Source organism: Mesorhizobium kamtschaticum (assembly GCF_056174585.1).
Genome location: NZ_CM149691.1, coordinates 4616431 through 4642894 on the forward strand (window position 1 = coordinate 4616431; position 26464 = coordinate 4642894).

The window sequence follows — 26464 nt, forward strand, 5'->3', positions numbered from 1 at the left end:
GTGAAATCGCGATGTCAGGCCAAGAGCCCCGCACTTTCCGCAGCATGTTCATTTCCGACGTCCATCTCGGCTCGAAGGCGGCGAAGGCCGAGTTCCTGATCGACTTCCTGCGCTACCACGACGCCGACATCATCTATCTGGTCGGTGACATCGTCGATGGCTGGCGGTTGCGGCGGAGCTGGCACTGGCCGCAAAGCCACAATGACGTCGTGCAGAAATTGCTGCGCAAGGCGCGCAAGGGCGCCAACATCACCTACATCGCCGGCAACCATGACGAATTCGCCCGCCAGTTCCAGGGCGTGCATTTCGGCGGCATCGTCGTTGCCGACCGCGCCATCCATGAAACAGCCGACGGCAAGCGCCTGCTCGTCATCCATGGCGACCAGTTCGACACGGTGGTGCACAACGCGCGCTGGCTCGCCTATCTCGGCGACCACGCCTATGACGCCGCGATGATCGTCAACCGCGTGGTGACGCGGCTGCGCCAATTGCTCGGCCTGCCTTACTGGTCGTTCTCGTCCTGGGCCAAGGTCAACGTCAAGAAAGCAGTGAACTTCATCGGCTCGTTCCAGACCATGCTTGCGGAAGAAGCGCGCCGCTCGCATGTCGACGGCATCATCTGCGGCCATATCCACCATGCCGCCATCGAGAATTTCGGCGATGTCCAGTACATCAACACCGGCGACTGGGTGGAAAGCTGCACGGCCGTGGTCGAGCACTTCGATGGCCGGATGGAAATCCTGACCTGGGCGCAAGTCCTGCCTGAATCGCTGGACGAGCCTTTCATCCCCATGCTCATCGAAGATCGCGTAGGGCAGGCGGCCTGACGCGAAGGTCGCGACGACTTTAAGCGTCAATCGATTGGTCCAGCTGGTTTCGTCTGGTTTTCCGCCATGTTAAGGGATCGATCTACACCGCCAGCCGGTCGAGCGCGGCGTAATTGGATCGATTCATGTCCCTGCCGCCGCTTTCGCCAGAACAGCTCGTCAAGCCGCGCCATTTCGAACTGCGCATGAGCCTGATCTTCGCGACATTGTTCGTGTCGCAAGGCACGCATCTGCCCTATTTTCCGCTCTGGCTGCAGGCGAAAGGTTTCGGCGCCGAACAGATCGCCGTCATCCTTGCCGCGCCGATGTTCCTGCGCGTTGTGACGACGCCCATGCTGACGGCGCTTGCCGACCGGGCGAAGGACCGCGCCAACGTCTATATCGCGCTGGTCGCGGCAACGATGGTGATTTCGGCCGGCTATTTCCTGCCGGCAACCTACGCGATCGTGCTGGCCGTATCGCTGCTTTTGACGATCGTCTGGACGCCGCATTCGCCAATGGCCGATTCGCTGGCCTTGTCCGGGGTGCGCCGCTTCGGCTCGAACTACACCGCTATGCGCAAATGGGGCTCGATCTCCTATCTCTGCGCCAATGTCGTGGGCGGCTTCATCCTGGCGGGGGCCGGAGCCAAAGCCGTGCCGGTGATCATATTCGTGGCGCTCGCCGCAGCGCTTGCCGCTGCCCTGTTCGCACCGCGCATGGGGCGGCCCCGCAAGGCCTCGCCGCTGTCGGCGGCGGACATCCAGCATGCGGCGCCGAGCCTGTTCAATGCCTATTTCCTCTACTTCACCTTCGGCGTCGGCATCATTACCGCCAGCCACGCCTTTCTGTACGGTTTCGTTTCCATCTACTGGAAATCGATCGGCATCGGCGATTCCGTCGTCGGCCTTCTATGGGCCTGGGGTGTCGTGTCAGAAGTCTGCATGTTCTTGTTCTTCAATCGCATTTTCGCCTCCGTGTCCGTCGTCAGGGTAATGGTGATCGCCGGCATCGGGTCGATCGTGCGCTGGATCCTCTTTCCACTGGTATGGCCGCTCGGCCTTGGTATCCCCGGCTTCTTCGCCGTGCAGTCGCTGCATTCGGTGTCGGTCGCAATGGTGCTCATAGGCCTGCAGAAAATGATCGCCGAGACCGTCTCCGAAGAGCGCACGGGTGCCGCGCAAGGCATCGCCTATTTCTTCAACGGCTTCTTCATGGCCGCCGTTACGCTTGCTTCCGGCCCGCTCTATGACCGTCTCGGCGTCGATGGTTTCCTGGTGATGATCCCGATCGCAGTCGTCGGCCTCGTGCTGATCGGGCTCGCCGCGCGCTCAGCCCCAAAGCGCCCGGTCCGGAGGGAAGACAAGCGAACCCTGGTAGACGAGGCCGGGCACACGGTCGCGGGCAAGTAGCAGCGGCCCGTCAAGGTCGACGAAATCGGCGTCCTGGGCGAGCAGGACCGCAGGCGCCATCGCCAGCGATGTGCCGACCATGCAGCCGAGCATGACGCCGAAACCCAGCTCGCGGGCACGATCTCGCAGCACGAGCGCCGCCGTGAGGCCCCCGACTTGTCCAGCTTGATGTTGACGGCATCGTAAAGGCCGACCAGCGCTTCCAGGTTCTTCGCCTCATGCACGCTTTCGTCGGCGCAGATCGGCACCGGATGCGCGATGTGGCGCAGGATTTCGTCGTGACCCGCCGGCAGCGGCTGTTCGACGAGCGCAATGCCTTGCTCCGCGGCGAAAGCGAGGTTTGCGACGATGTTGTCGTCGGTCCAGCCCTCATTGGCATCAAGGATGATTCGGCTCTGAGGCGCGGCCTGTCTCACCGCCTGGATGCGGGCGATGTCATTGTCGCCGCCGATCTTGACCTTCAGCAGTGGCCGGTCCGCATTGGCCCGGGCTTGTGCCGCCATCGCCTCGGGTTCACCGAGCGACAGCGTGTAGGCGGTTTCGAGCCGACGCAGCGGGCCCGGCCAGATGGCGTTCGCCACCGGGTTGCCGCTAATCTTTGCCTCAAGGTCCCACAGGGCGCAGTCTACGGCGTTGCGGGCGGCTCCCGCCGGCATTGCGTCGAGCAGGGCGGTCCGGTCGATGCCGTCGGCGATCTGCTCGCGCATTGCCTCGATCGCGGCGTGCACGCCTTCCATCGTCTCGCCATAGCGCTTGTAGGGAACGCATTCGCCGCGACCGACATGCCCGTTTTCGCCGATCGTGCAGGTGATGATTTCGGCCTCGGTCTTGGAGCCGCGGGAAATGGTGAAGGTGCCGGCGATGGGAAAACGCTCGGCCTCAACCGAAATGACACGCGCCATATTTTTCTGCTCCGGCTATGCGACAAGCGTGGTCGGCAAATCGACAGGTCAGACCCGTCAGGCTAAACAGGACGCCATGTTGACCATCGGCAAGCGCGACGCAAGCGGCACGACCGCCTCGGAGGCTGACCACCAACCGCACGTGGCGGTCGGCGAGGAGGGCGGCGTTCTCGGCTGCGCGTTCTCCGGAATCTGGACGACACGGACCGTAGCGCTGATCGACGCCGACATGCGCAAAATCGAGAAACGAAGCGGTTTCAAGACCTTGGCGCTTGATCTTTCGAAAATTGAGAAGATCGATACCGCCGGTGCGTGGCTGATCGACCGGCTGGTCAGCGCCTTCGAGAAGAAGAACGTCGAGGTCCGGCTGCAAGGCCAAAGCGAGATTGCTTCCATCCTGCTCGACGCGGTGAGCGAGGCTGTCCGGCGCGAGCCTGAATCCGCACCGGCGCGGCCGCCCAACATCGTCATTCGCGCCCTAGAGGCGGTTGGCCGGCGCGTCTATGAGATGCGCGATGATTTCCTCGCGTCGATGAATATTCTGGGCGCCACCATCCGTGGCGCGCAGATGAAGCTCGGCCGCGGCCATGCCGTCAACCCGGCGGCGATCTTCAACCAGATCGATCGCATGGGCGTCGGCGCCATTCCTGTGGTGGTGTTGATGTCGGCGATTGTGGGCGCCATCGTTGCCCAGCAGGGCGCCTACCAGCTCAGCTATTTCGGTGCCGACCTCCTTGTCGTCGATCTGGTCGGCGTGCTGATCCTGCGCGAACTCGGCGTGCTGATGACGGCAATCATGATCGCCGGCCGCTCCGGCAGCGCGATCACCGCCGAGATCGGCTCGATGAAGATGCGCGAGGAGGTCGACGCGCTGAAGGTTATCGGCCTCAACCCGATCGGCGTTCTGGTGTTTCCGCGGCTGGTCGCGCTTGTCATCGCGCTGCCTTGCCTGACCATCATCGCCAATTTCGCGGCGCTTGGCGGCGGTATGGCCGCCGCCTGGCTTTATTCCGGCATTACACCAGCGGCGTTTATTGACCGGCTGCGCATCGCCATCGACCTCAGCACCATTTTTGCCGGCCTGATCAAGGCGCCTTTCATGGCCATGATCATCGGCACGATCGCCTCGGTTGAAGGCATGAAGGTCGGCGGCAGCGCCGAATCGCTGGGGCAGCACGTGACCGCCTCGGTGGTGAAGTCGATCTTCGTCGTCATCATCCTGGATGGGCTTTTCGCCATCTTCTACGCAGCGATCGCGTTCTGACAGATGGCGGAGGGCAATGGCATCAAAATGAAGGAAGTGGACGACGGCGATATCGTTCTTTCGGTGCGTGACGTCACCGTTGCTATCGACGGAAAGCTGATCCTCGACAAACTTTCGCTCGATATCAGACGGGGCGAGATCCTAGGCTTTGTCGGCGCCTCGGGCGCTGGCAAATCGGTGCTTTTGCGCACCATCCTTGGCCTGCTGCGCAAACAATCTGGAACGATCAAGTTGTTCGGCGTAGATGTCGATAAAGCGAGCGACATGGAACGTCTTCGCGTCGACATGCGGCTTGGCGTGCTGTTCCAGCATGGCGCGCTGTTTTCGGCCCTGACCGTGCAGGAAAACGTGCAGGTGCCGATGCGCGAATATCTCGACCTGCCGAAAAAGCTGATGGACGAGCTGGCGCTGCTCAAGATCGAGTTGGTCGGGCTGCCGCCGGACGCGGCGCAGAAATTTCCCTCCGAACTCTCCGGCGGCATGATCAAGCGCGCCGCACTGGCGCGCGCCCTGGCACTCGATCCAGACATCGTCTTTCTCGACGAGCCGACGTCCGGCCTCGATCCGATCAGTGCGGCCGAATTCGACGAACTCGTCGTCAAGCTGCGCGACACCATGGATTTGACCGTCTATATGGTCACGCATGACCTCGATACGCTGTTTACCGCTTGCGACCACGTGGCGGTGCTCGGCAAGAAGAAAGTATTGGTCGAGGGCACTATCGACGACATGCTGAAGAGCGAGGAACCGTGGGTGAAATCCTATTTCCGCGGAAAACGCGCCCGGCAACTTGATCTTGCCGCACGTGCATAGCCATAAGTGAAGCCATGGAAACCAGAGCCAACTACGTCATTGTCGGCATTTTCACGCTGGTTGCGATCCTGGCGGCGTTCGCTTTCGTCTATTGGACCGCCGCGATCGGCGACAGGGGCGAGACCACGCTGCTGCGCGTGCGCATTCCGGGTTCGGCTTCCGGCCTCGGCCCAGGCAGTCTGGTGCTGTTCAACGGCGTCAAGGTCGGTGTGGTCAAACGCGTCTACCTCGACCTCGACAATCCGACGGTCGCCATCGCCGACACCCAAGTCGACCGGCTGACCCCGATCACCAAGTCGACGCAGGCCGATCTTGGCCTTGCCAACCTCACCGGCCAGGCCAATATCGAACTCAAGGGTGCCGATCCCAAGGAAGTCAAACTTCTCGACCAGGCCGAGAAGGAAGGCAAGGTGGCCGAGATTGTCGCCAACCCCTCGGCTGTGACCAACCTGCTGCAGACGGCTCAGAACATCTTCACACGTGCCGACAAGGTGCTGACCGAACTCGAGGGCTTCACCAAGGATGTTCGCGGGCCGCTGACGCAGACTGTCCAGAACGTGCAGACATTCTCCGACGCGCTGGCCAAGAATTCTGACGGCATCGACAAGTTCCTGACCGCCGTCAGTGCGCTATCCGATGAGCTGAAAGGCGTTTCAGGCAAGCTGGACGGCACGCTGAAGGCCGCCGAAGGGATTCTGAATGCTGTCGACAAGGACAAGATCAAGAGCATCGTTGCCAATGTCGACACGGTGACCGCGAATCTCAAGGAGACATCGCAGCAGCTCGACGGCGTGATCAAGAATGTCGACACCGCGGTCGGATCCGTCAATGATTTCGCCAAGCGGACGCAGGGCACGCTGGCCAAGGTCGATGGCGTGCTCGACGGCATCGACCCGGCGCAGGTGCGCACAGCTCTCGCCAACATCCAGAAGGCGAGTGAAAGCGCCGACAAGGCCGCCGCCGACATCGCCGTGGTGACCAGCAAGTTCGCCAACCGGGCCGACGACATCGACCAGACGATCAAGGACGCCAAGCAACTGGCGCAGCGGCTCAACGACGCCTCGGTGCGTGTCGACGGCATCCTCGCCAAGGTCGATACGTTGCTTGGGTCGGGGCAGGCCGATGGCGTGATGGCCGACGCCAGGGATACGCTGAAGTCGTTCAAGCAGGTCGCTGATACGCTGAATGCGCGGCTTGGCGTCATCACCGACAATCTGGCGCGCTTCTCGGGCCAGGGCCTGACCAATGTCGAGGCGCTGGTGCAGGACAGCCGCCGCTCGATCAACCGCATCGAGGAGGCGGTGACGGATCTCAGCCGCAATCCGCAACGCATTCTTTCGGGTGGCGACGGCGAGGTTCGGCAATTCGATGGCAGGGCGCGGCGTTGACTTCGGCGTCGGCTCGCCTCAAGAACATGAGCTGCGAAAGCGGGTTGATCTTACGATCCGGGGACAACGGGGATCGCGCGTGAAGTCTGTGTGGGTGAGAACGGGCGGGTTGACATCGGCTGCGGTACTGCTTGCGCTATCGCTTGCCGGCTGCGCGGCACTGGGCGGCAAGCCTGCGCCGCTCGACACGTTCGAGCTGTCTGCGCCTTCGGTTGACGCCCATGGCCATAGCCGCAAGCAAATCCTGATCGCCCAGCCTTCGGCGCTCAAGGCGCTGGACAGCCAGAACATCGTTATCAAGCCATCCGACCACTCCATCCAGTACCTCAAGGGTGCGCAATGGGCCGACCGGCTGCCGCTGATCGTGCAGGCGCGGCTGGCCGAGACCTTCCAGCGCTCCGGTGGCTTTGCCGGCGTCGGCAAGCCGGGCGAGGGCCTGGCGATCGACTACCAGGTGATCGTCGAGGTCCGTTCGTTCGAGGTGCGCGTCGATGGTGGCGAGCACGCCGAGGTCGACCTGTTCGTGCGCATCCTCAACGACCGCAACGGCGAGGTGCGCGCGTCCAAGAGCTTTACGGCATCCGCGCCCGTTTCGGGCAGTGGCAACCCTGCCTATGTCAGCGCGCTCGACAGCGCGTTTGGGGATGCCGCCAAGCAGATCGTTCGCTGGACCGATTCGGTGATCTGAGCTTCAGCGTACTGGAATCCCGCCAGACTCTCTTTCAAGCTACAGGCAACCGAAGACATCGGGCCGCAGCTTTCCGGCCTTCAGCAGGTGCTGCAAGGTGTAAGTTACGGACAGCGCGTCGTCGAGTGCGTCGTGCCCCTGCAACGGCGGGTGTTCGACGCCATAATAGTCCGCGAGCTTGTTGCTCGGCGTCCTCGCCAAATCCTCGATCGGCATCCCGGCCGCGATCAGCAGCTTTACGGCATTGTCAAACCGGGTGGCCGTGATGGAAGGCTGAATGCCTGCGACATAGCAACTGATGGCGATCATGTTCAGTTCGTCCTTGCCCCAGGACCAGAATCGCGCCCCGTCGGAAAAACGATCGACGTCGGCAAGGGCATCTCCCAACGCGACGCCGCCGGTCTCGATGTCGTCTTCGGTGATGCCGGTCAGTTTGGTGAAGAACGAGTCGAGTGCGTATCTCTGGCCAAACCGGTCGATCGGCCTGACATAAGCCTTGTGTGTACCGAGCAGCGGAAAGTCGTCTTCAAGCCCAAGCCTGACCGCGCCGATCTGCGCGATGACCGGGTCGGGATCGTGGGCCGCGCACCAGAATCGGCGTTGCGAACCCTCAAGGCAGAGAAACTCGCAGTCGAATATGATTGCCGTCTTCACGGTCGGCACGCTTTTTATCCAGGGTCAGGAACAGCGGTTTGCCTGTGGTCTTCGCGCTGTCGGACTTTGGCTTTGGGAGGTTCGCGAAAGCATCTGGATCACAACAACCGGTGATGGTGGGCAGCACGCGCCGAATGTAAGGGGGCGCGCAGGCGGGGCCATGGCCCCGCCTGTTCAATCCTGGCTTAGTGCAGGCGGCCGCTGGCGTGGGCCAGCATAGTGTAAACCTTGCCGGTGTCCGAGGTCAGGTAGGTCTGCGCCATGATGTTGTCGCGGTCGTTGCGCGAGACATCCTTGAGCAACTTTTCGAAGTCGTCGCAGTAACGGTCGACGGCGGCGCGGAATTCGGCCTCGCCCTGATACTTGCGGCGGATTTCGTCGAACGTCTGCTGGCCCTTCAGCGTGTAGAGCCGGCGCGTGAAGACGTCCCGCTCGCCGCGCCGATAGCGGTTCCACAACTCGATCGAAGCGTCGTGGTCGATGGCCCGTGCGATGTCGACGGACAGCGAGTTGAGCGATTCCACGACATGCAGCGGCGAGCGCTGGGCAGGGGCCGCGCGCGGTGCTTCAGCAGGCGCTGAAGGCGGTGCTGCCGGCCTGAGCTCCGCATCGTTCGACGCCGCGGTCAGCAGGTCACGCACCCAGCCGCCCTGTGGCGTGCGGGCGTTGGCGTCAGGACGCTGGCGCGGTGCCGCCTCGGCCGGACGCTCGAGATCGAGCGTGCCGCGCAGCGCGGTGCCGCCCAGCGGTGCCTGAGGCGTGCGAAGCTCGGGCTGCGGTGCCGGCGCACGACGTGGCGGCTCTGCGGGACGTGCCGCCGGCGCTTGCGGCGCCGGGCGCAGATTGCGTGGCTCCGAGGTGTCGCCGCCGCCGCGACCGGACTTGGCAACGATGTCCGAAAGCTCCTTCAGGGCGTTGATCTGCTCGGAAACGGCCCGGCGGATGGCAGAGGTCGATTCCTTTGCCTCTTCCGGCATCTCGATGACGCCTTTCTTGAGCTCGGCGCGGGTGAGGTCGAGTTCGCTCTTGATCGAGCTCGCGGTGCGCCGCATCTCATCGGTCGCATCGGCGAAGCGCTTGGTCGCCGAATCGACGACATCGGTGATGGCGTTGCGGATCTTGTCGGCCGACTCCATCGTCTTGCCTTCGGCGTTCTGCAGCGTCTGGCCGACGAGGTTTTCGAACGAGCGCATGACCCTTTCGAGATCTTCCGACTTCTTGACCAGGCCGACGGCGAGGTCTTCGAGCGACGACTGCCTTTCCAGCGTGTGCTCGAGGTTGCTCTGGGCGGAGCTCAACAGGTCCGAGGCGCTGGCCAGCAGACGGCTGTGCTCATCGAACTTGGTGGCGATCGAGGCCACTTCGCGCAGGGTCGACGATGACAGTTCCGTCAGCCTTGTGGTGTTCGAATCGACCAGACGCGCCGAGCTGGCGAAGGTCTGCGCCGCCTTTTCGGTGGTCGCCGCGAAGCTCTGCGTGCTGCCGCTCAGGCGTTCGTCGACCTGGCCGAGGTTGACAGCGGCCTGTTCGATCAGCTGGCCGAGCTGCGAGCTGGACTTGGTCATGCGGCCAATGAGATCGGCAACGCTGTCGGACAGCGACGAGCGGGCGCCTTCGACCGCCGACAAGGTCTCGGCGGTGCGGCTGGCGAGCGCGTTGACCAGGGCAGCATTTTCGCTGCGCAGCTTCTCGGTGGCGCGTTCGGTGACCTCTTCCATGCTCTTTTGCAGTTCCGAGCCGCCCTGGGCGAAGCGCTCGACCAAAGGCCGTGCGGTCTCGTCGAGGATTTTGGACATTTCGGCCGACCGCGCCGCGAGCATGGTGTTGAGTTCGCGGGTGTTGGCGCCGATCGTCTTGGCGGCATCGTTGGTGCTCTGGCCGATATGCTGGCCAACCGCGGTGAAGGTCTCGGCGATCACATTGGCGCGCGAAACGAGCTGCGCCTCGGCGGTCGATACCTGCTCGTTGAGCCTCTGGCCCATCGTTTCGGCGGTGTAGGCGAGCCGGTTCTCGACGCTGGCGATCTGCTCCTCGACACGGGCGGCCGCGGCCGCCGCGCTCGATGCAAGACGCTCGTCGGCGCCGGCAAGCGCCTGCTCGATTTCGCGGGCATGCACGGCCATCTCCTGGCCGGTCTGGCGCGCACGGTCGGCAACCCTCTGCTCGGTGCTGGCGAAAGCACCGACGATGGTCTGCGCATGTTCGCCGATCGTCGACGTGCTGTCGGCGATGCGCGAGACCAGGCGCTGGTCGGCATCGTCGAAGATGCGGCCGATTTCCGAAGCACGGTTGGAGAGTGCGTCCGAACCTTCGGCGATGCGCGAGACCAGTTGCTGGTCGGCGGCGTCGAAGATGCGGCCAAGGTCCGACGCGCGGGCGGCCAGCGCCTCGGCCGATTCGCCGATGCGCACGCCGAGCCGCTGGTCGGCACTTTCGAAGTTGCGCAGGATGTCGCCGGCGCGGGCGGCCAGCGACTGCGCCGTCTCGACGGCGCGGGCAACCAGTTTCTGGTCGGCCGCGTCAAAGGCGCCAGCAATCTCGTTTGCACGGGCGGCCAGATGATCCGCGGTATCCTGAGCCCGGGCGGCCAGCTGGTCGGTGGTTGCCTGGGCGCGGGCAGCGAGCTTCTGGTCCGCGAGGTCGAAGGTTCCGGCGATTTCGCCGGCGCGGGTGGCCAGCTGGTCGGCGGCTTCATGGGCACGGGCCAGCAGCGAGCTGGACGTATCGTCGGCACGCGCCAGCAAGGCGTTCGATGTATCTTCCGCACGGGCGTGGAGGCGACGATCGGCCTCCTCGAAGGTGCGGGCAATGTCTTCGGCCCGAGCCAAGAGCGCGGCGGACGTCTGCTCGGCGCGCTCGGCGATCTTGCGATCTGCGTCACTGAAGGCCGCACCGGCCTGCTCATGCAGCGTGCTGGTGACCTCCAGGACCTTTTCGCGCAAGGCACCGGCGACGAAGACAGCGCTCTTCTCGAGCACGCTGCGGACATTGTCGACGCCGGTCGAGAGCGCGCGCTCCATGGTTCCGGCGCGTTCCTCGATGATGCCGGTCTGACGGCTGAACGCCTGCTCGATCTTGTCCACATCGGCGGCGATCGCGGCCGAAATGTCGGTGCTCCGGGCGGCGATCTGGTCGATGTGGCCGGACAGCGAGCGGTCGACATCCTTGCGGGTCTCGGAAAGCCTGCCGAGATCGTCTTCCAGCGCGCGAGTGAGCATGTTGCGGCCTTCGGCCAGCTTGCCGACATGGCCGGCGATGATACCGTCGATCTCACCGCGGCTTTCGGTCAGCTTCTGCAGGTCGGCCTCCAGGACCCGCGAAAGCTGCCCGCGATCTTCCATTAGCTTTTCCGACTGGCTGGATATGACACCCCTGATGGTGTTGAGGTCCGATTCCAGCGCGCGCTTGAGAATATCGCGGCCTTCGGCCAGCTTCTCGACCTGGCCGGCGACCAGACCGTCGATGCTGGAGCGGCTTTCGGCCAGCTTCGCGAGATCGGCTTCGAGGGCGCGTTTGAGAACGTCGCGGCCTTCCGCCAGCTTCTCGACCTGGCCGGCAACCAGGCCGTCAATGCTCGAACGGCTCTCGGCCAGCTTGATCAGATCGTCCTCGAGGGCTCTCGACAGAGTAGAACGATCCTGGACGAGCCTTTCTGCATGGCTGTTCACCAGGCCGCTGACACTCTCAAGGTCGGCTTCCAGAGCTCGCGCGAACTGCGCGCGGTCATCGACAAGCTTCTGCGACTGGTCGGTAACTGCACCTCTGATTGTGTTGAGGTCTGTCTCCAAAGCCCGCTTGAGGATATCTCGGCCTTCGGCGAGCTTCTCGACCTGGCCCGAAACCAGCCCGTCAATGCTGGACCGGCTCTCAGCCAATTTAGCCAAATCGTCTTCCAACGCCTTGGACAGCGTCGACCGGTCCTGCACCAACTTCTCGCCATGGCTGTTGACGAGGCTGTTGACGCTGTCGAGATCGGCTTCGAGCGCCCGGGCGAACTGGGCGCGGTCGTCAACCAGTCTCTGCGACTGGTCGGCAACGGTGTTCTTGATCGTGTTGAGGTCGGCTTCCAGGGCACGCTTGAGGATGTCGCGGCCTTCCGACAGCTTCTCGACCTGACCGGCGACCAGACCGTCGATGCTGGAACGGCTGTCGGCCAGCTTGGCAAGGTCGTCCTCGAGAGCCTTCGACAGGGTCGAACGATCCTGAACCAGCCTGTTCATGTGGTCGGCGATGACGCTGTTCACATTCTGCAGGTCGGCTTCCAGGACCCGCGAAAGCTGTCCGCGGTCCTCCGCCAGCCTTTCCGACTGGCTCGATATGACGCCCTTGATGGTGTTGAGGTCCGATTCCAGCGCGCGCTTGAGAATGTCGCGGCCCTCGGCCAGCTTCTCGACCTGACCGGCGACGAGGCCGTCGATGCTCGAGCGGCTTTCAGCCAGCTTGGCAAGGTCGGCTTCGAGCGTCTGCGACAGCAGGCTGCGGTCATTGGCAAGCTTGACCGAATGATCGTCAAGCAGGCCCCTGATGCCCGAGAGGTCGTTCTCGAGCGAACGGCCGAGATGACCGCGGTCTTCCACCAGCTTCGTCGAATGCGCCTCGATCAGGCTCTTGATGCCGGCGATGTCGTTTTCCAAGGCCTTGGCGAGCACCGCTCGGCCTTCGGCAATCTTCTCGACCTGGCCGGCGACCAGGCCGTCAATGCTGGCGCGGCTGTCGGACAGTTTGCCGAGGTCTGCTTCCAGGGCGCGCGACAGGATGTTGCGGCCTTCGGCGAGCTTTCCAACGTGACCGGCGACCATTTCATCAATGATCGTGCGGGCTTGCACGAGTTTCCCGGAGTCTTCGTTGAGAGCCAGAGAGAGCCGGTTGCGGCCTTCTTCGAGCCTTTCGAGATGGCTGCCGAGCGACGCATCGATGGCAGCGCGCGATTCGTTGACCTTGCGCAGATCCTCTTCGAGAGCGCGCGCGATCAGGGTGCGGCCTTCGGCCAGCTTCTGCACCTGGTTGGTCACCGCGGCATCGATGCCGGCGCGACCCTCGGCGAATTTCGCCAGATCCGCCTGCATGGCGGCAGCCATGCGCTCGCGGCTTTCGGACAATTTGCGGCTGTGGTTTTCGACGGCTTCCTCGATGCCGACGCGGGCGTCGGCAAGCCGCTGGATGTCGCTGTCGAAGGAGCGCGAGACGACATGACGCGCCGCTTCCATGCGCCCGGCAAAGTCGCTGGCACGGGCCTCCAGCATGCTCGATGTCGAGGTGACGATGTCGGCCATGTCGGCGCCGATCTGGGTCTTGCCCTGATCGATCATCGCGGCCAGCGTGTCCTTGCTCTCGGCGAAGGTGTGGGCGATTTCGCGGGCGCGCTCGACCAGCGTCTCATTGATCTGGCGGGCGCGGGCCTCGAGCGCGGCGTTGAGCTTCTGGGTGCCGGTGTCCAGAGCCTCGGCGCGGGTCTGGAACTCGCTGATCAGCGCCTGGCCGCGTTCGGCCAGCGTGCGCTCGATGCCGTTGAGGCTGGCTTCGAACTCCGAATTGAGGGTGCGCGCGGCGCCGCCAAGCAGCGACACCATGCCGGTGGTTCGATCGTCGAGCAGATCGGTCAGCGACCGGGTCAGGCCGTCCGTCGTGTCCGTCAGCTTGGCAATGCGCGTGTCGAGCAGGCTGGCGAAGGCCTCGCCAGAGGTCGACAGCCTGTCGGTGATGTTATCAAGCCGGCCTTCCACGGAATCGAAGATCGACATCGAGCTTTCGTTGATGCGGTCGATCAGCGTGTCGCCGGAATTGGTGATCGTCATCGACAGCTTGGTCGATGCGTTGAGGATCGAGTCGCGGATGATGTCGCTGGCAGCGCCGATTTCGTCGCGGAGCGTCTCATGCGCACCCGAAATCGAGGCGCGGACCCGCTCCGCATGGGTGACGACCGCCTCGCGCTCGCTGCCGAGCCCGTCGACGAGCGAACGGATGCGGGTTTCGTTTTCCGAATAGGAGCGCTCGATCTGGTTGACTTCGCTGTGGACCAGCGTTTCCAGTTCCACGGCGCGGGCAAGCGTGCGTTCGATGCCTTCGCCCATGGCCGCCACCTCGCGGCGAACGGCCTGGCCGATCATCATGACGCGATCCTGCGCCATGTTTTCTGGCTCGGTCAGGCGGAAGGCCACTTCCGTCATCGACTGTGCGGCAATGCGCATGTCCTGGGCGCGGCGAATCATGGCCGCGAAGGCCCAGAACAGGATGATCGGCACGATCGCCGCGATGGCGAGGCCAATCAGTTCGGGACGGGCCAGGAACTGGTCGAGCGTGCGGATCCGCCAGATGCTCGGTCCGAACAGCAGGTTGGCCAGCCCGCCGGCGCCCGCGATCCAGGCGAGCGAGACAAAGGCAATGATCCAGTAGACGGTGTTGGAGGCACGCCTGTTCAGGCTGTGCAGAAGCGTCTTGTAGTCCTTCTGACGATCGTCATTGGCCGGCGCAAAGCCCGTTGGCTGCGTGCCATTGCCATTGCGTGTCTCAACGGGACGCAGTTCGGCGGGCTTGGCCTTTGCGGCCTGATTGGCAACGGGAGCCTGATTGGCGGCGGGTGCCGGCTTCTGGTTGCGTCCCTCGCGTGCCAGTTCGTCGGCGGCCTGGGATATCTGCGCTTCCAGATCTTCCATCGAAGCCGCGATATCGAGGTCGCCGCTGCCGACATCGCTGCTGAGGTCGAGATCGAGCGCTTTTTCCAGTTCCCTGGCCACGTCGCTGTCAAGCGTTCTCGTCGTCGTCGTTGGTTTCTTTGCCATGCCTTCGCTACCCTGTACTAGCTGCCGCGGGCTTATAATTGTCGTTGTCGTACCCCCGCGCAGGAGGCTGAAAATGGACCCTCGTATCGTAATGACACAGGGGGGTAAAGAAAACATGCATTCCGCGAGATACGTAAAACTTTAAATATAAGGTTAACGGAACCGTGATTTGGGCGCCGCTTTCGCAACATTTTTCCCGGCCATTCATTAACCCGTTGTCCATTGGATTCGCCTAGTTTTCTGGCGACCGAAGAAACGGAGTTCGAGTTCATGCGTGGCGAAAGCGGCATTGCCTTCTCAATGCCCGGGGGCGACGTATCGGGAACCAGACAGTCCCGACCGGTCGATTTGGCACACCTTGCCCGGCAAACGATGGGCGACCGCGCCCTTGAGCAGGAAGTGCTGGCACTGTTTGTACAGCAGGCGCTGTCGGTGCGCGACAAAATAGTCGATGCCGACATCAAGGACAGGCTTCTGCTGGCGCATGGATTGAAAGGGTCGGCTCGCGGCGTCGGCGCCTTCGCCATCGCCGATTGCGCCACCGAAATCGAGCGGCGGCCGGAGGACGGCCTGACACTCAAGCGGCTTGGCAAGCTGATCGACGAAGTGCGCGATTTCATCGCCGCCATCAATCGCTGAACCCGGTTTGTGGAAAAACGTCACGGAGCGGCGCTTTCGCGCGGCAGTTGACTTGTCTGCCGGAGTGATTATCTCGGCGGAAACTCTCAGGTGACAAATGACCAAACTGACCTTCATCGCCCATGACGGCACACATTTTGACATGGATGCCGAAAACGGCTCGACGGTCATGGAAAACGCCATCCGCAACGCCGTGCCTGGGATCGAGGCGGAGTGCGGCGGCGCCTGCGCCTGCGCGACCTGCCATGTCTATGTCGACGAGGCGTGGACGGCGGAAGTCGGCGAACCGGAAGCGATGGAAGAGGACATGCTGGACTTCGCCTACGACGTCCAGCCGAATTCGCGTTTGTCCTGCCAGATCAAGGTGCGCGACGCGCTCGACGGCCTGGTGGTGCGGGTGCCGGAGCGCCAGGGCTAAGGCGCCTTCGGCCCACGGTCCAATTTCTTTGATACTTGCTGCTTGGCAGCAGGCCACGGCTCATGCAGTCTCGCCCCATTCCCAAGGGGACACATCGAATGAGCGAAACAATCAAGACGGACGTTCTCATTGTCGGGGCAGGGCCTGTCGGCCTGTTCGCCGTGTTCGAGCTTGGCCTGTTCGACATGAAGTGCCACCTGATCGATATTCTCGACCGGCCGGGCGGCCAATGCGCGGAACTCTATCCGGAAAAGCCGATCTACGACATTCCCGGCTGGCCTTCGATCTCGGCGCAAGGGCTGGTCGACAAATTGCTCGAGCAGATCCATCCGTTCAAGCCTGACTTCACCTACAATCGCATGGTCTCCAGCCTCGAAAAGTTGGAGGATGGCAGCTTTCGCGTCACCACCGACGAGAATGAGGTGTTCGAGGCCAAGGTGGTCGTCATCGCCGCCGGCGGCGGCTCGTTCCAGCCGAAGCGGCCGCCGATCCCGGGCATCGAGCCCTATGAAGGCAAGAGCGTCTTCTATTCGGTGCGCCGGATGGAGGATTTTCGCGGCCACGACCTTGTTATCGTCGGCGGCGGCGACTCGGCGCTCGACTGGACGCTGAACCTGCAGCCGGTGGCAAAGAGCGTGACGCTGGTCCATCGGCGTCCTGAGTTCCGCGCCGCGCCCGACAGCGTCAACAAGATGTACGCCATGCAGGAAATGAAGGAGCTGGAATTCAGGGTCGGCCAGGTGACCGGGCTGACCGGCGCAGACGGCCAACTGTCATCGGCCACCATCAAGGGCGGTCCGGACGGCGATATCGAAGTGCCATGCACGCGCATGCTGCCGTTCTTTGGTCTGACCATGAAGCTCGGGCCGATCGCGGAATGGGGGCTCAATCTCCACGAGAACCTGATCCCGGTTGACACCGAGAAGTTCCAGACGTCGGTGCCCGGCATTTTCGCGGTCGGCGACATCAACTGGTATCCGGGCAAGCTGAAGCTGATCCTGTCGGGCTTCCATGAAGTGGCGCTGATGGCGCAGGCCGCCAAGCGCATCATCAGCCCCGGCGAACGCATCGTGTTCCAGTACACGACCTCGTCGACAAGCCTGCAGAAGAAGCTCGGCGTTACCGGCTAGAGCTTTTTCTGATGCAATTCCCAAGGGAAAGCGCCATACGCTTTTCCCAGGAAAACCGTTTTACACTTTTCCTGGAATTGCCCCTTACTCCGCCAGGATCGGCGCCGGATTGTCGACATGACCGCGAAGCTCTTTCTCGGGCATCAGCGTCAGCGTGATGAGCCCCAGCACCAAAGTGGCGGCCGCGACGAGAAAGATCATCATGAAGGGTTGGACGGATACGACATGTCCAGCCATCTGCACGCCTTCGCCGGCCAGTGGCAAGCCAAAGCCCAGAGCGACGGCGCCAAGAATCGCGACCCCCAACGCACTGCCCAGCGAACGCAGGAAGGTCAGCACGCCCGTTGCCACGCCAAGGTGCATGCGATCGACGGCGTTCTGCACGGAGACGGTGGTTACCGGAAATGTCGTCCCGGTTCCCAATCCGATGCAGATGGTCAGCACTTCGACAGCAAGCAGCGATGCATGGCCGGCGACAAAGGCCAGCAGGCCCATGCACAGGGAGGCGAAGATGACGCCGGTCATTGCGATGCGCTTGTAATGGGTAAAGCGCGGTATCAGGCGGCCGCTGGAAGCGGCGCCGCCCACGGTTCCAAGCAGAAGGCCAAGCATCGCAATGCCCGACTGGCTGGCCGTCAGGCCAAGTATCGACTGCAGATAGACAGGCAGGTAGACGGCAAGGCCGACGCTGGAGGCCTGGAACAGGAACATCGACAGAGTGCCGGCCAGGACGATCGGATTGCCCAGCACCTCGAGCGAGATGAGCGGTTCGGCGGCTCGCATCAAGCGCAGGGCAAAGGCGCCCCAGAAAAAGGCGGAGCAGGCCAGGACGCCAATGACTTCCGGCGATAACCAGGGATAGGCGCTGCCGCCCCAGTTCAGCGCCAGCAGCAGCAGGGCCGTGGCCACAATGAGAAGCAACGCGCCAAGACCATCGATGCTGTGGTTCTTGGCGGCGATCGGCAGCTTCTTGAGTGGCTTGTTGATGATCGCCATCGCAAGGAAGCCCAGCGGGATATTGATCCAGAAGATGAGCGACCAGTGCAGATGTTGCGCGAAGGTGCCGCCCAGCAACGGCCCGGCGACGCTGGCAACGGCCCACGTACCGGAGAACCACGCGGCATAGCGCGCTCGCTCGCGCGGCGGGACAAGGTCCCCGACCACCGTCTGCGTCAGGGCAAAAAGGCCGCCGCCACCGGCACCCTGGATGGCGCGTCCCAGGACAAGGACGAACATGTTGGGAGCCATTGCGCTGACCAGCGATCCGGCGAGAAAGATAAGGATTGCCGCATAGACGGTCGGCCGACGGCCATAGACATCGGAAATCTTGCCGTAGAGCGGCGCCACGGCGGTTGCGGTCAGGAGGTAGCCGGTGACGATCCATGGCAGGTATTCGGCATGGCCGAGCGAGCGCCCGATGGTCGGCATGGCAGGCGCGACGATGGTCTGGTCAAGTGCGGCCAGCAGCATCGATAGGAGAACGCCGCCAATGATGGCGTTCTTCTCGCTTTCGGTCAGTGGTGTGGCGGCAGCCGCCATGGTCTGCTTGTCGGCAGCCTGGTCCATAGTCTTTGTCCATGTGTTTGCGCGCTGTTCGGGTCACCGATTGGGCTTGCCTGGTGTATCCGCCGCGCGATAGGTCGTGGTGCTCGTGCTTCGAAGGTTGTGCCCTGCCAACCCCGTGATATGTCGTTCCGTATAAGCCGATTCGACCTCTGCTCGAAAATTTTTCGAAGCTGGCACTACGCTTCGGCGTGGTTGGCCTGCGTTGGCGCCATCAGCTGCGCCGCCGAAATTCAGGCCGGTGGCGGCAACTGACCGTTCTCGATGCGCTGGATTCGATAGCGCATGAGCCGCAGGATACGGCTTTCGAAATTGACGCTTTCGACGCGATCGAATTGCACCTGGGCGCGGTCGTGGCTGGCGAGGATGGCGGCGGTGATCTCGGCCGCCTTGGCCTTGGCCGCACCGCAATCCTTCTGCGGATAAGTCGCCTTCAGCGCATCTTCCAACTGGCGGCCATGGTTCTTGGCGATCTCGACATGGCGTTCTTCGTGGCGCTTGATGTCGGCAGCCAGCGTATCCCAGAACAGCTTCACATCGGGGTCCGCCTTGCGCGGGCGGCTCCATTCCGGAAGGATCACCTTGACCTTGACGGTCACGGCCGCGTCCGCGATCCGGCAGGAGCCGGCCTGTTTTGCGTAGCTGATACGGGTGGTGAAGGCCATCTGGGTGGCGCCGGGGTGGCGCGAGCCTGTGCTTTTGACCTGCGGTCCATGTTTGGAGAGCTGCTTCTCGATATCTTCGAGCGTGCTGCCGCCAATGGAAAAATAGCTGTAAGTTTTCACCAGATTGGCCGCGCCCGCCGGGACGGCGGTCACGGCAAGCAGCAGTGCGCAAAGCAGGGATCGTTTCATCATATTGCCTCTTCAACCACCTTGCTTTACGGCCGTTGCCGGCGCAACGGAATTGATCCTTTGCGGATCACACATCGTTGATGAGCCCCATGGTAGATGAGCAATGACGGCAAGGCGATGGCAGCTGGCGCATGGACGCCATCTCGAGCTTGGCGGCAAGGCCGTGGTCGTCGGCATCCTCAACGTCACCCCCGACAGTTTTTCCGACGGCGGCCTGTTTGATGCTCCCGAAGCGGCGTTGGCTCAGGCGCGTCGCATGGTCGGGGAAGGGGCTGGCATCATCGATGTCGGCGGAGAATCGACCCGACCGGGCGCCGCCGCCATATCGGCCAGCGAGGAACAGGCGCGTATCCTGCCGGTGATCGAGGCGCTGGCGAGCGCCAATGAGGTGCTGATTTCGGTCGACACCTATCGTACTGAGACCGCGCGGCTGGCCGTGGCTGCCGGCGCACACATCGTCAACGATGTCTGGGGCCTGCAGCGCGAGCCCGACATTGCGCGGGTCGCGGCCGAAACCGGCGCCGGGCTCATCATCATGCATACCGGGCGGGACCGTGAGAAACTGCCCGACGTGATCGCCGACCAGTTTGCGTTCCTGGAAAAATCGTTGGAGATCGCGCGTCGCAACGGCGTTGCGGACAATCGCATCGTGCTCGATCCCGGCTTCGGCTTCGCCAAGGAGACGGCGCAGGAAAATCTCAATCTGATGGCGCGGTTTTCCGAGCTTCATGCGCTCGGCTTTCCGCTGATGGCAGGCACTTCGCGAAAACGCTTCATCGGCACCGTCACCGGCCGCGATGCGGCCGACCGCGCTGCCGGGACGGCGGCGACCAGCGTCATTCTCAGGCTCAAGGGCGCGCATCTGTTTCGCGTCCATGATGTCGCAATCAACGTGGACGCGCTGGCCGTGGCGGATGCTATGCTGGCTCTTGAAAACGACCGACCGGGACGCTGAGCCATGTATGTCATCCGCTTGAAGAACTGCGCCTTCTTTGCCCGGCATGGCGTGCTCGACGAGGAGGAGGCGCTCGGCCAGCGTTTCTATGTCGACGCGGTGCTGTCGGTCGAACCCGGACGCGCCCTTGTCGACGACGCCATCGGGGAAACCGTCAACTACGGCATTGCCTTCACCGTGATCGAAAAGATCATCACCGGCGAGCGGCGCTTCCTGATCGAGGCCCTGGCAATGGAAGTGGCAAAGGCGCTGACGGAGCGGTTTCCGCAGATCAGGAGGGCCGAAATCACCGTGCGCAAGCCCAACGCGCCAGTGCCCGGCGTGCTCGATTATGTCGAGGTGACCGTTGTCTGGCCCGAATAACACCGTCTACCTCAGCCTCGGCGGCAATCTGGGCGATCCGGCGGCCTCGATGGCGGCGGCGCTGCGCATTCTCGACGCCGATGCGGACACGCGGGTCACCGCCGTCTCCTCGCTCTACCGCACGCCGCCCTGGGGCAAGATCGACCAGCCGGATTTCCTCAACGCCGCGGCCGAACTGTCGACGCGGCTGTCGCCTCGGGCGCTGCTTGACCTTTGCCTCGATGCGGAGCGCAAGCTGAAGCGCGTGCGCGAGGAGCGCTGGGGGCCGCGCCTGATCGATATCGACATTCTGGTGTTCGGTGACCGCGTCATCCACGAGACCGGGCTGGAAGTACCGCATCCACGCATGCTGGAGCGCGCCTTCGTGCTGGCGCCGTTGGCCGAGATCGCGCCGGACCTTGCCGTCGGCGGGCGAAGCGTGTCGGAACGCCTGGCTGGGGTCGAGACATCAGGCATCGAACGTCTGACGTCCGGTCGGGATTGGTGGCTGACCTGAGCTCTTCGCCACGACCGTCGTAGCGATCAGCCGGAGAAGCCGCCTTCGTCGAGAAACGCCTGCTCCTGCGGTGTCGTCTCACGGCCAAGCATTTTGTTCCGATGCGGAAAGCGGCCGAAGCGCTGGATGATGTCGCGATGCTCCAGTGCGTATTTCAGGTTGAACTCGGCCCTGGCGGTGTGCAGTTCGACCGAAATGTCCTGATCGGCAAGGTTTTCCGCATGTTCAAACGGCAAATACAGGAAAACGCGGACTTCCAGTTCCAGCGCCAGGTCATGCCCGGCAGCGACCGCCTCTTGAGCGAAATGCTTCGCCAGCGGGTCGGTCGCGTACATATGGCCGGTGCCGCGAAAGCAATTGCGCGGAAACTGGTCGAGCAGGATCATCAGCGCCAGCGAGCCTTTGGCATGGCCTGACCAGTCGTCGCATTCGCGCCGCGCGGCGGCATAGTGCAGGTCGAGAAAGCGGTCACGGAAATCGGCATCGAAAGCCTCGTTCTTCCCGAACCATGCATCCTCGCCGGCGTTACGCCAGAATTTGGTGACCGACAGGGCCCGGCTGTCCAATTCCATGCATGGATCCTTAGTTCAATCGGCCGTTTCGGATTTGTGCAGAACGCCGGCCGTCTCCTCGTTGAGGGCCTGACCAGGACGGCGCGGCGTGGAGAGCGGTGTCGGAATCGGCGTACCGGATCTGCCCCGCAAGAAGCGTTGGCCGGCGCGGATGCCCTCGGCGAGCTGGGTTTCGAACCGGTCGTTGTCGCGGCGCCTGACGTCTTCGATCGTTTCAGCCACGTCTTCAGGATCAACGCCAAGCGATTCCAGCGCCGAGCCGCCGAAAACCAGTGCCGATTCGAAGGTCTCGCGCAGCTGATAGTCGACGCCGGTGCGGATGAGTTGCAGAGCGGTGCCGCGATCGAAGGCGCGCGCCAGCACGGTCAGCAAGGGAAACTCAGCCTTGACGAGTTCGGCGATGCGGACGGCGGCGTCGGCCTTGTCGACGCAGATCAGCACGGCGCGCGCCTGGCCAGCGCCCGCGGCGCGCAGGATGTCGAGTCGTGTGCCATCGCCATAATAGACCTTGAAGCCGAAATCGGCGGCCGCCTGGATCATCTCGACATCATTGTCGATGATCGAGACATCGATGCCGCGCAGCAGCAGCGGCTGGCTGGCGATCTGGCCGAAGCGGCCGAAGCCGATGACCAGCACGCTGCCGGTCAGGCCATCGGCGACGTCGACGCCGTCGAGCGACTGCTCGTCGCGCGGGGTGATATAGCGCAAGGCGATGATCGCCAGCGGTGTCAGCACCATGGAGATGATGACGATCGCCGTCAGCGTCGCGTTGGCGTTGCTGTCGATGATGCCGACGGCAGCGGCGGCGGAGTAAAGGACGAAGGCGAATTCGCCGCCTTGCGCCATGAAGACGGCGCGTTCCAGCGCCTCGCGATGGCCTGTCTTGAGGATGCGGGCGACGATGTAGATGCCAAACGCCTTCATCACCATGTAGGCGACGACATAGATGGCGATCAGCTTCCAGTTCGCGGCCACCACATGCAGGTCGAGCGACATGCCGACCGCCAGGAAGAACAGGCCGAGCAGGATGCCGCGGAACGGCTCGATGTCGGCTTCCAGCTGATGGCGGAAGGTCGATTCGGACAGAAGAACGCCGGCCAGGAACGCGCCCATCGCCATCGATAGGCCGCTGAGCTGCATGGCGAGCGCCGATCCGAGCACGACCAGAAGCGCCGCGGCCGTCATCACCTCACGGGCACGGGCATCCGCCAGGATGCGAAAGAAGGGGTTGAGCAGATAGCGGCCGGCCAGCACCAGTCCGACGATCGCGGCAAGGCCGATGCCGACCTCGGTCAGCCTTTCCGACAGGCTGGTGTCGGCGCCGCCTGGCGCCAGGAACGCGATCAGGGCCAGCAGCGGCACGATGGCCAGATCTTCCAGCAGCAGGATGGAGACGATGCGCTGGCCTTTCGGCGAGGCGATCTCGCCGCGTTCCTCGAGAAGCTGCATGACGATCGCCGTCGAGGTCAGCACGAAACCGGCGCCGGCGACGAAGGATTGCGAGATCGGGAAGCCTCCGGCCATTCCCACACCGGTCAACAAGACCGCGCAGACCCCGACCTGCAGTGCTCCGAGCCCAAAAATCTCCCTGCGCAGGCCCCAGAGCCGCGACGGCTGCATTTCCAGTCCGATGATGAACAGGAACATGACGACGCCGAGTTCTGCGACATGGAGGATGGCTCCCGATTCGGAAAAGACGCCGATGCCGAATGGGCCAATCACCACGCCGGCGGCGAGATAGCCCAGGATCGAGCCCAGGCCCATGCGTTTGAAGATCGGAACGGCGACGACGCCCGCGGCAAGCAGCGCCACCACCTGAATGAGATCGCTGCCCGACGCTTCCGCTGCCATGCCTCTTGTCCCTATGTCCGACAGCACTCCTTGCATGCAGTTGGAGCGGGAGGCAAGGGCGGGGAGCCTGCCAGGACGGGTAGGTGCCGTTGAAGCGTTTCCCCTGGTGGAACAACCGTCTCCGCTTGCCTGCCGGACGATCGGTGTCTATATCGGCGGGATGACTGTCCATTCGTCCCGGCCGTCTCCGCCGCCCCATATTCCGATGGATGCGCTCAGCGAAGTCCTGCAAGACTTTCGCTTGAGTGGCGTCAATTATGGCCGCTGCGAGCTCCGACATCCTTGGAGCATAGAGTTTCCGCAACAATCGCTGCTTCGTTTTCACTTTGTCGGTCAGGGTCCTTGCTGGATCCATAGCGAAGCGCAAGGCTGGCAGGAGTTGCGCGATGGCGATCTGGCGCTGCTGCCGCAAGGCATCGCCCATCGGCTGGCCAGCGCGCCGGACGTTGCAGGCGGCTCGCTCGATGATTGCCGGGTAACCAAGCTGGGGGGCAACGTCTGCGAAGTCGTACGGGAAGGCACGGGCGCGACAAGCACCCTTTTCTGCGGCTCAATGGCCCTAGGCGCCTGTGCGTTAAACCCATTGATCACGCTGATGCCGCCTATCATCAAGGGTTGCGACGTGGCCGGCAATGACCCGGTGGTTGGTCCGTTGCTGGCGGCCATGACCGCGGAGGCCGCGCAACCGCAGATGGGCAGCGCCACCATCTTGTCGCGTATGGCGGACTTGCTGACGGCCCGGCTCATTCGCTGCTGGGTCAATTGTACGGGAGCTTCGACCACCGGTTGGCTCGCTGCCATCCGCGACCCCCATATTGGCCGCGCTCTGGCAGCCATGCACAGAGACCCCGGCCATAACTGGACGCTCGAAAGCCTCGCCAGCCTGGCAGGCCAATCACGCTCGATTTTCGCCGAGCGCTTCAGCGCTGTATTGGGAGAGGGTGCTGCACGCTATCTCGCCCGTTTGCGCATGCAGCTTGCCCGCGAGTTGCTGGGGCAAAACGGCTTGTCGGTGGCCGAGGTTGCTACCCGCATGGGTTATGATTCCGAGGCATCGTTCGCTCGCGCCTTCAAGCGCATCACCAATGTCTCGCCAGGCGTTGTGCGTCGCACAATTCCCGGACGAATAGACATGGATTTCGGATTTTGAGATACATATCATCCGAAGAGATTGGTTTATGAAGATCTCCAAACTTGGAGATCTTTCCGTGACTGACACAACATTACAGCTTGAAGACGCAGCGATAGACGTTGATGCCGCTGCGCCGGCCGCGTGGAGCGCAACCACTTGGTTCGCGGTCATTTCATTGGCGGCCACCAGCTTTGCCCTGGTCTCAGCCGAATTTCTGCCGGCAGGTCTGTTGACGCCGATGGCGCGCGATCTCGGCATCAGCGAGGGGACGGCCGGACAGGTCGTCACCGCCACCGCTTCTGTCGGCGCCGTGACGGCCATGTTGAGCAATGTTCTCATCGGCCGATTGAACCGCAAGACGGTGCTGGTTGGCCTCATGGCCCTGGCGGTCGCGTCCAATATTCTTGCGGCGCTGGCGCCCAATTTCTGGCTGCTGTTGCTAGGCCGGGCCGGGTTGGGAATCGCTCTCAGCGCTTTCTGGGCGCTTTCGGTCGCCGTCGTCGCGAGGCTGGTTGGCGCCAATGCGACAGGTCGGGGCATGGCTATCGTCACCCTCGGCGTCTCGCTCGCTACCATTGCCGCGCCGTCGATGGGGGCGCTGATCAGCGACTTGCTGGGATGGCGCAGCGCCATGGCCATGACAGCGGGGCTGGCCGTGGTTGCCATGTTGCTGCAGTTGCTTAGCCTGCCGTCTTTGCCTGCAACGGCAAGCAATAGTCTTGCAGACGTCCTTCGGCTGACACGGCGGCGTGGCATTCAACTTGGCATGCTTGCTATTCTTTTGCTGATGACGGGGCATTTTGCCGGCTCGGTCTATGTGCGTCCCTTTCTCGAACATGTGACGCTCCTTGCAACCGGGCCAATTGCCTTGGCTTTGCTCGGATTTGGCATCGCCGCGGTGATCGGCAATATTGCCGGTGGCCGCATGGCCGACGCCAATATCCACGTGGCTCTCGTGGTTACCGCCGCATTGATGGCGTTTGCGGCGCTGGCATTGGTGCTTTGGGGCGTGCACATTGGCGTTGCCTTTGGCTTCGCCACGCTGTGGGGCTTCGCCTTCGGCATGGCGCCGGTGGTGCTGCCGACAAATCTGTCTCGCGCAGCGCCGGACGCGCTGGAAGCAGCGGGCAGCCTGATGGTCGCCTCTTTCAGGTCGCCATCACCATCGGTGCGGTTGTCGGCGGCTATGCTGTGGACACCTATGGCCCTACAGCGCCTTTGACCGTGACTGCTATCCTTGCCGCATCGACAGCCGTCTTGGCGCTGCTACAGCCGCGCAACTGAACTTTGCCGCCGCTGACACAGTAGCCCGAATCCGGCCCGGACAATATTGCAGGCGCGTTACACAAGTTTACGCCATGCGCGCGTTGCTTGTTGCCACATTCGAAGGCTAAGGACGCTCGGCTTCGGCCATTGGAGGGTGAGCGACGATCAAGTCGCGCCCTTTTGAGGAGATGACTGACATGAAGAAGTTTTTGCTTGTTGCCGTCGGCCTGGCGGTGCTCGCCGGTTCGGCCTGTTCGAAGGCGCCGGAATGCACGACCGAGATCGCGACCAAGAAGGCGCAGGACATGGCTGCCGCGCTGCAGGAAGCGATCACCAAGGACCCGTCCAAGGCGGCTGACCTGACCGCCAAGGTCCAGGCGGTGACAACCAAGTATCAGGGTTCCACGACGCTCGCCGACGCCTGCAAGGCGTATGACGAGGTGACAGCCGCGATCAAGGGCTGACGCCCGGTTCGACTGTTTGTTCTAAGGGGAGGCGGTGGCGATGGGCTGCCGCCTC

20 protein-coding genes and 2 pseudogenes are annotated in these 26464 nt (G+C 63.1%); 15 read left to right on the plus strand and 7 right to left on the minus strand.

Features of this window, described 5'->3' with window-relative positions; genetic code table 11:
• Nucleotides 1-11 precede the first annotated feature (11 nt).
• On the plus strand, nucleotides 12-827 hold the full coding sequence (locus AC0V7N_RS22810) for a UDP-2,3-diacylglucosamine diphosphatase (RefSeq protein WP_027044671.1): 816 nt from the start codon (nucleotides 12-14) through the stop codon (nucleotides 825-827).
• Between the two features lie 125 nt (nucleotides 828-952).
• Nucleotides 953-2218, plus strand: coding sequence for an MFS transporter (locus tag AC0V7N_RS22815; RefSeq protein ID WP_475450616.1), 1266 nt, complete (start codon nucleotides 953-955; stop codon nucleotides 2216-2218).
• On the opposite strand, the pseudogene dgcA reads toward AC0V7N_RS22815, so the two are convergent.
• Nucleotides 2138-3120: pseudogene (gene dgcA, locus AC0V7N_RS22820) on the minus strand (N-acetyl-D-Glu racemase DgcA). The gene AC0V7N_RS22815 and the pseudogene dgcA overlap by 81 nt on opposite strands.
• A 76-nt stretch (nucleotides 3121-3196) precedes the next feature.
• On the opposite strand from dgcA, the gene AC0V7N_RS22825 reads away from it, so the two are divergent.
• The 4 genes from AC0V7N_RS22825 to AC0V7N_RS22840 all read left to right on the plus strand — a co-directional run bounded on the left by AC0V7N_RS22825 (nucleotide 3197) and on the right by AC0V7N_RS22840 (nucleotide 7273).
• Entirely contained in the window at nucleotides 3197-4384 is a 1188-nt protein-coding gene (locus tag AC0V7N_RS22825) for an ABC transporter permease (protein ID WP_258583542.1), read from the plus strand.
• 3 nt (nucleotides 4385-4387) lie between these two features.
• Nucleotides 4388-5197 carry an ABC transporter ATP-binding protein gene (locus tag AC0V7N_RS22830; RefSeq protein WP_475450618.1) on the plus strand — a complete coding sequence of 270 codons (810 nt, stop codon included), beginning with the start codon at nucleotides 4388-4390 and terminating at the stop codon, nucleotides 5195-5197.
• 14 nt (nucleotides 5198-5211) lie between these two features.
• Nucleotides 5212-6585 carry an MlaD family protein gene (locus AC0V7N_RS22835; protein ID WP_475450619.1) on the plus strand — a complete coding sequence of 458 codons (1374 nt, stop codon included), beginning with the start codon at nucleotides 5212-5214 and terminating at the stop codon, nucleotides 6583-6585.
• 79 nt (nucleotides 6586-6664) lie between these two features.
• Nucleotides 6665-7273: an ABC-type transport auxiliary lipoprotein family protein gene (locus tag AC0V7N_RS22840; protein ID WP_475450620.1), complete on the plus strand. Its 609-nt coding sequence runs from the start codon at nucleotides 6665-6667 to the stop codon at nucleotides 7271-7273.
• 39 nt (nucleotides 7274-7312) lie between these two features.
• Here the strand turns inward: AC0V7N_RS22840 and AC0V7N_RS22845 are convergent, their stop codons facing one another.
• Entirely contained in the window at nucleotides 7313-7927 is a 615-nt protein-coding gene (locus AC0V7N_RS22845; RefSeq protein WP_475460448.1) for a 3'-5' exonuclease, read from the minus strand.
• Nucleotides 7928-8112: 185 nt separating this feature from the next.
• A complete protein-coding gene (locus AC0V7N_RS22850) occupies nucleotides 8113-14706 on the minus strand; it encodes a kinesin (protein WP_475450621.1) in 6594 nt (2197 codons plus the stop codon).
• 270 nt (nucleotides 14707-14976) lie between these two features.
• Between AC0V7N_RS22850 and AC0V7N_RS22855 the strand changes: the two genes are divergently transcribed.
• From AC0V7N_RS22855 to AC0V7N_RS22865, 3 genes are all read left to right on the plus strand, one after another.
• Entirely contained in the window at nucleotides 14977-15345 is a 369-nt protein-coding gene (locus AC0V7N_RS22855) for an Hpt domain-containing protein (RefSeq protein ID WP_475450622.1), read from the plus strand.
• Between the two features lie 97 nt (nucleotides 15346-15442).
• Complete coding sequence (locus AC0V7N_RS22860; protein WP_027044661.1) at nucleotides 15443-15763, plus strand: 2Fe-2S iron-sulfur cluster-binding protein; 321 nt, start codon at nucleotides 15443-15445, stop codon at nucleotides 15761-15763.
• Nucleotides 15764-15861: 98 nt separating this feature from the next.
• On the plus strand, nucleotides 15862-16893 hold the full coding sequence (locus AC0V7N_RS22865) for an NAD(P)/FAD-dependent oxidoreductase (RefSeq protein ID WP_475450623.1): 1032 nt from the start codon (nucleotides 15862-15864) through the stop codon (nucleotides 16891-16893).
• A gap of 84 nt (nucleotides 16894-16977) precedes the next feature.
• On the opposite strand, the gene AC0V7N_RS22870 is transcribed toward AC0V7N_RS22865, so the two are convergent.
• Nucleotides 16978-18459 (minus strand): MDR family MFS transporter, encoded by a 1482-nt coding sequence (locus AC0V7N_RS22870; protein ID WP_475450624.1) that lies wholly within the window; start codon nucleotides 18457-18459, stop codon nucleotides 16978-16980.
• Between the two features lie 230 nt (nucleotides 18460-18689).
• Nucleotides 18690-19313, minus strand: coding sequence for a DUF922 domain-containing Zn-dependent protease (locus tag AC0V7N_RS22875; protein ID WP_475450625.1), 624 nt, complete (start codon nucleotides 19311-19313; stop codon nucleotides 18690-18692).
• A gap of 100 nt (nucleotides 19314-19413) precedes the next feature.
• On the opposite strand from AC0V7N_RS22875, the gene folP reads away from it, so the two are divergent.
• Genes folP through folK form a run of 3 tightly spaced genes read left to right on the plus strand, consistent with a single transcriptional unit; the run spans nucleotide 19414 to nucleotide 21124 of the window.
• Nucleotides 19414-20265, plus strand: coding sequence for a dihydropteroate synthase (gene folP, locus AC0V7N_RS22880; RefSeq protein WP_475450626.1), 852 nt, complete (start codon nucleotides 19414-19416; stop codon nucleotides 20263-20265).
• A 3-nt stretch (nucleotides 20266-20268) separates the two neighbouring features.
• The gene (gene folB / locus AC0V7N_RS22885; protein ID WP_172228641.1) at nucleotides 20269-20628 is read left to right on the plus strand and encodes a dihydroneopterin aldolase; all 360 of its coding nucleotides are present in this window, start codon (nucleotides 20269-20271) and stop codon (nucleotides 20626-20628) included.
• Nucleotides 20612-21124 (plus strand): 2-amino-4-hydroxy-6-hydroxymethyldihydropteridine diphosphokinase, encoded by a 513-nt coding sequence (folK, locus tag AC0V7N_RS22890; RefSeq protein ID WP_475450627.1) that lies wholly within the window; start codon nucleotides 20612-20614, stop codon nucleotides 21122-21124. The genes folB and folK overlap by 17 nt, the downstream gene beginning before the upstream one ends.
• Nucleotides 21125-21150: 26 nt before the next feature.
• On the opposite strand, the gene AC0V7N_RS22895 is transcribed toward folK, so the two are convergent.
• Nucleotides 21151-21696, minus strand: coding sequence for a DUF924 family protein (locus AC0V7N_RS22895; protein WP_475450628.1), 546 nt, complete (start codon nucleotides 21694-21696; stop codon nucleotides 21151-21153).
• Nucleotides 21697-21711: 15 nt separating this feature from the next.
• Nucleotides 21712-23547, minus strand: a complete 1836-nt coding sequence (locus AC0V7N_RS22900; protein WP_496627278.1) for a monovalent cation:proton antiporter-2 (CPA2) family protein — start codon at nucleotides 23545-23547, stop codon at nucleotides 21712-21714.
• A gap of 160 nt (nucleotides 23548-23707) precedes the next feature.
• Here AC0V7N_RS22900 and AC0V7N_RS22905 point away from each other — a divergent pair, with 160 nt between their 5' ends.
• From AC0V7N_RS22905 to AC0V7N_RS22915, 3 genes and pseudogenes are all read left to right on the plus strand, one after another.
• Complete coding sequence (locus tag AC0V7N_RS22905) at nucleotides 23708-24697, plus strand: AraC family transcriptional regulator (RefSeq protein WP_475460450.1); 990 nt, start codon at nucleotides 23708-23710, stop codon at nucleotides 24695-24697.
• Nucleotides 24698-24755: 58 nt separating this feature from the next.
• Nucleotides 24756-25963, plus strand: a pseudogene (locus AC0V7N_RS22910) (MFS transporter).
• A 179-nt stretch (nucleotides 25964-26142) separates the two neighbouring features.
• A complete protein-coding gene (locus AC0V7N_RS22915; RefSeq protein WP_027029131.1) occupies nucleotides 26143-26409 on the plus strand; it encodes a hypothetical protein in 267 nt (88 codons plus the stop codon).
• The last annotated feature ends 55 nt before the right edge of the window (nucleotides 26410-26464 follow it).

Coding starts and splice junctions, on each gene's coding strand:
- AC0V7N_RS22810 (WP_027044671.1), top strand. CDS start 12: ATGTCAGGCCAAGAGCCCCGCACTTTCCGCAGCATGTTCATTTCCGAC.
- AC0V7N_RS22815 (WP_475450616.1), top strand. CDS start 953: ATGTCCCTGCCGCCGCTTTCGCCAGAACAGCTCGTCAAGCCGCGCCAT.
- AC0V7N_RS22825 (WP_258583542.1), top strand. CDS start 3,197: ATGTTGACCATCGGCAAGCGCGACGCAAGCGGCACGACCGCCTCGGAG.
- AC0V7N_RS22830 (WP_475450618.1), top strand. CDS start 4,388: ATGGCGGAGGGCAATGGCATCAAAATGAAGGAAGTGGACGACGGCGAT.
- AC0V7N_RS22835 (WP_475450619.1), top strand. CDS start 5,212: ATGGAAACCAGAGCCAACTACGTCATTGTCGGCATTTTCACGCTGGTT.
- AC0V7N_RS22850 (WP_475450621.1), bottom strand. CDS start 14,706: ATGGCAAAGAAACCAACGACGACGACGAGAACGCTTGACAGCGACGTG.
- AC0V7N_RS22855 (WP_475450622.1), top strand. CDS start 14,977: ATGCGTGGCGAAAGCGGCATTGCCTTCTCAATGCCCGGGGGCGACGTA.
- AC0V7N_RS22860 (WP_027044661.1), top strand. CDS start 15,443: ATGACCAAACTGACCTTCATCGCCCATGACGGCACACATTTTGACATG.
- AC0V7N_RS22865 (WP_475450623.1), top strand. CDS start 15,862: ATGAGCGAAACAATCAAGACGGACGTTCTCATTGTCGGGGCAGGGCCT.
- AC0V7N_RS22870 (WP_475450624.1), bottom strand. CDS start 18,459: ATGGACCAGGCTGCCGACAAGCAGACCATGGCGGCTGCCGCCACACCA.
- AC0V7N_RS22875 (WP_475450625.1), bottom strand. CDS start 19,313: ATGATGAAACGATCCCTGCTTTGCGCACTGCTGCTTGCCGTGACCGCC.
- folP (WP_475450626.1), top strand. CDS start 19,414: ATGACGGCAAGGCGATGGCAGCTGGCGCATGGACGCCATCTCGAGCTT.
- folB (WP_172228641.1), top strand. CDS start 20,269: ATGTATGTCATCCGCTTGAAGAACTGCGCCTTCTTTGCCCGGCATGGC.
- AC0V7N_RS22895 (WP_475450628.1), bottom strand. CDS start 21,696: ATGGAATTGGACAGCCGGGCCCTGTCGGTCACCAAATTCTGGCGTAAC.
- AC0V7N_RS22900 (WP_496627278.1), bottom strand. CDS start 23,547: ATGGCAGCGGAAGCGTCGGGCAGCGATCTCATTCAGGTGGTGGCGCTG.
- AC0V7N_RS22905 (WP_475460450.1), top strand. CDS start 23,708: ATGACTGTCCATTCGTCCCGGCCGTCTCCGCCGCCCCATATTCCGATG.
- AC0V7N_RS22915 (WP_027029131.1), top strand. CDS start 26,143: ATGAAGAAGTTTTTGCTTGTTGCCGTCGGCCTGGCGGTGCTCGCCGGT.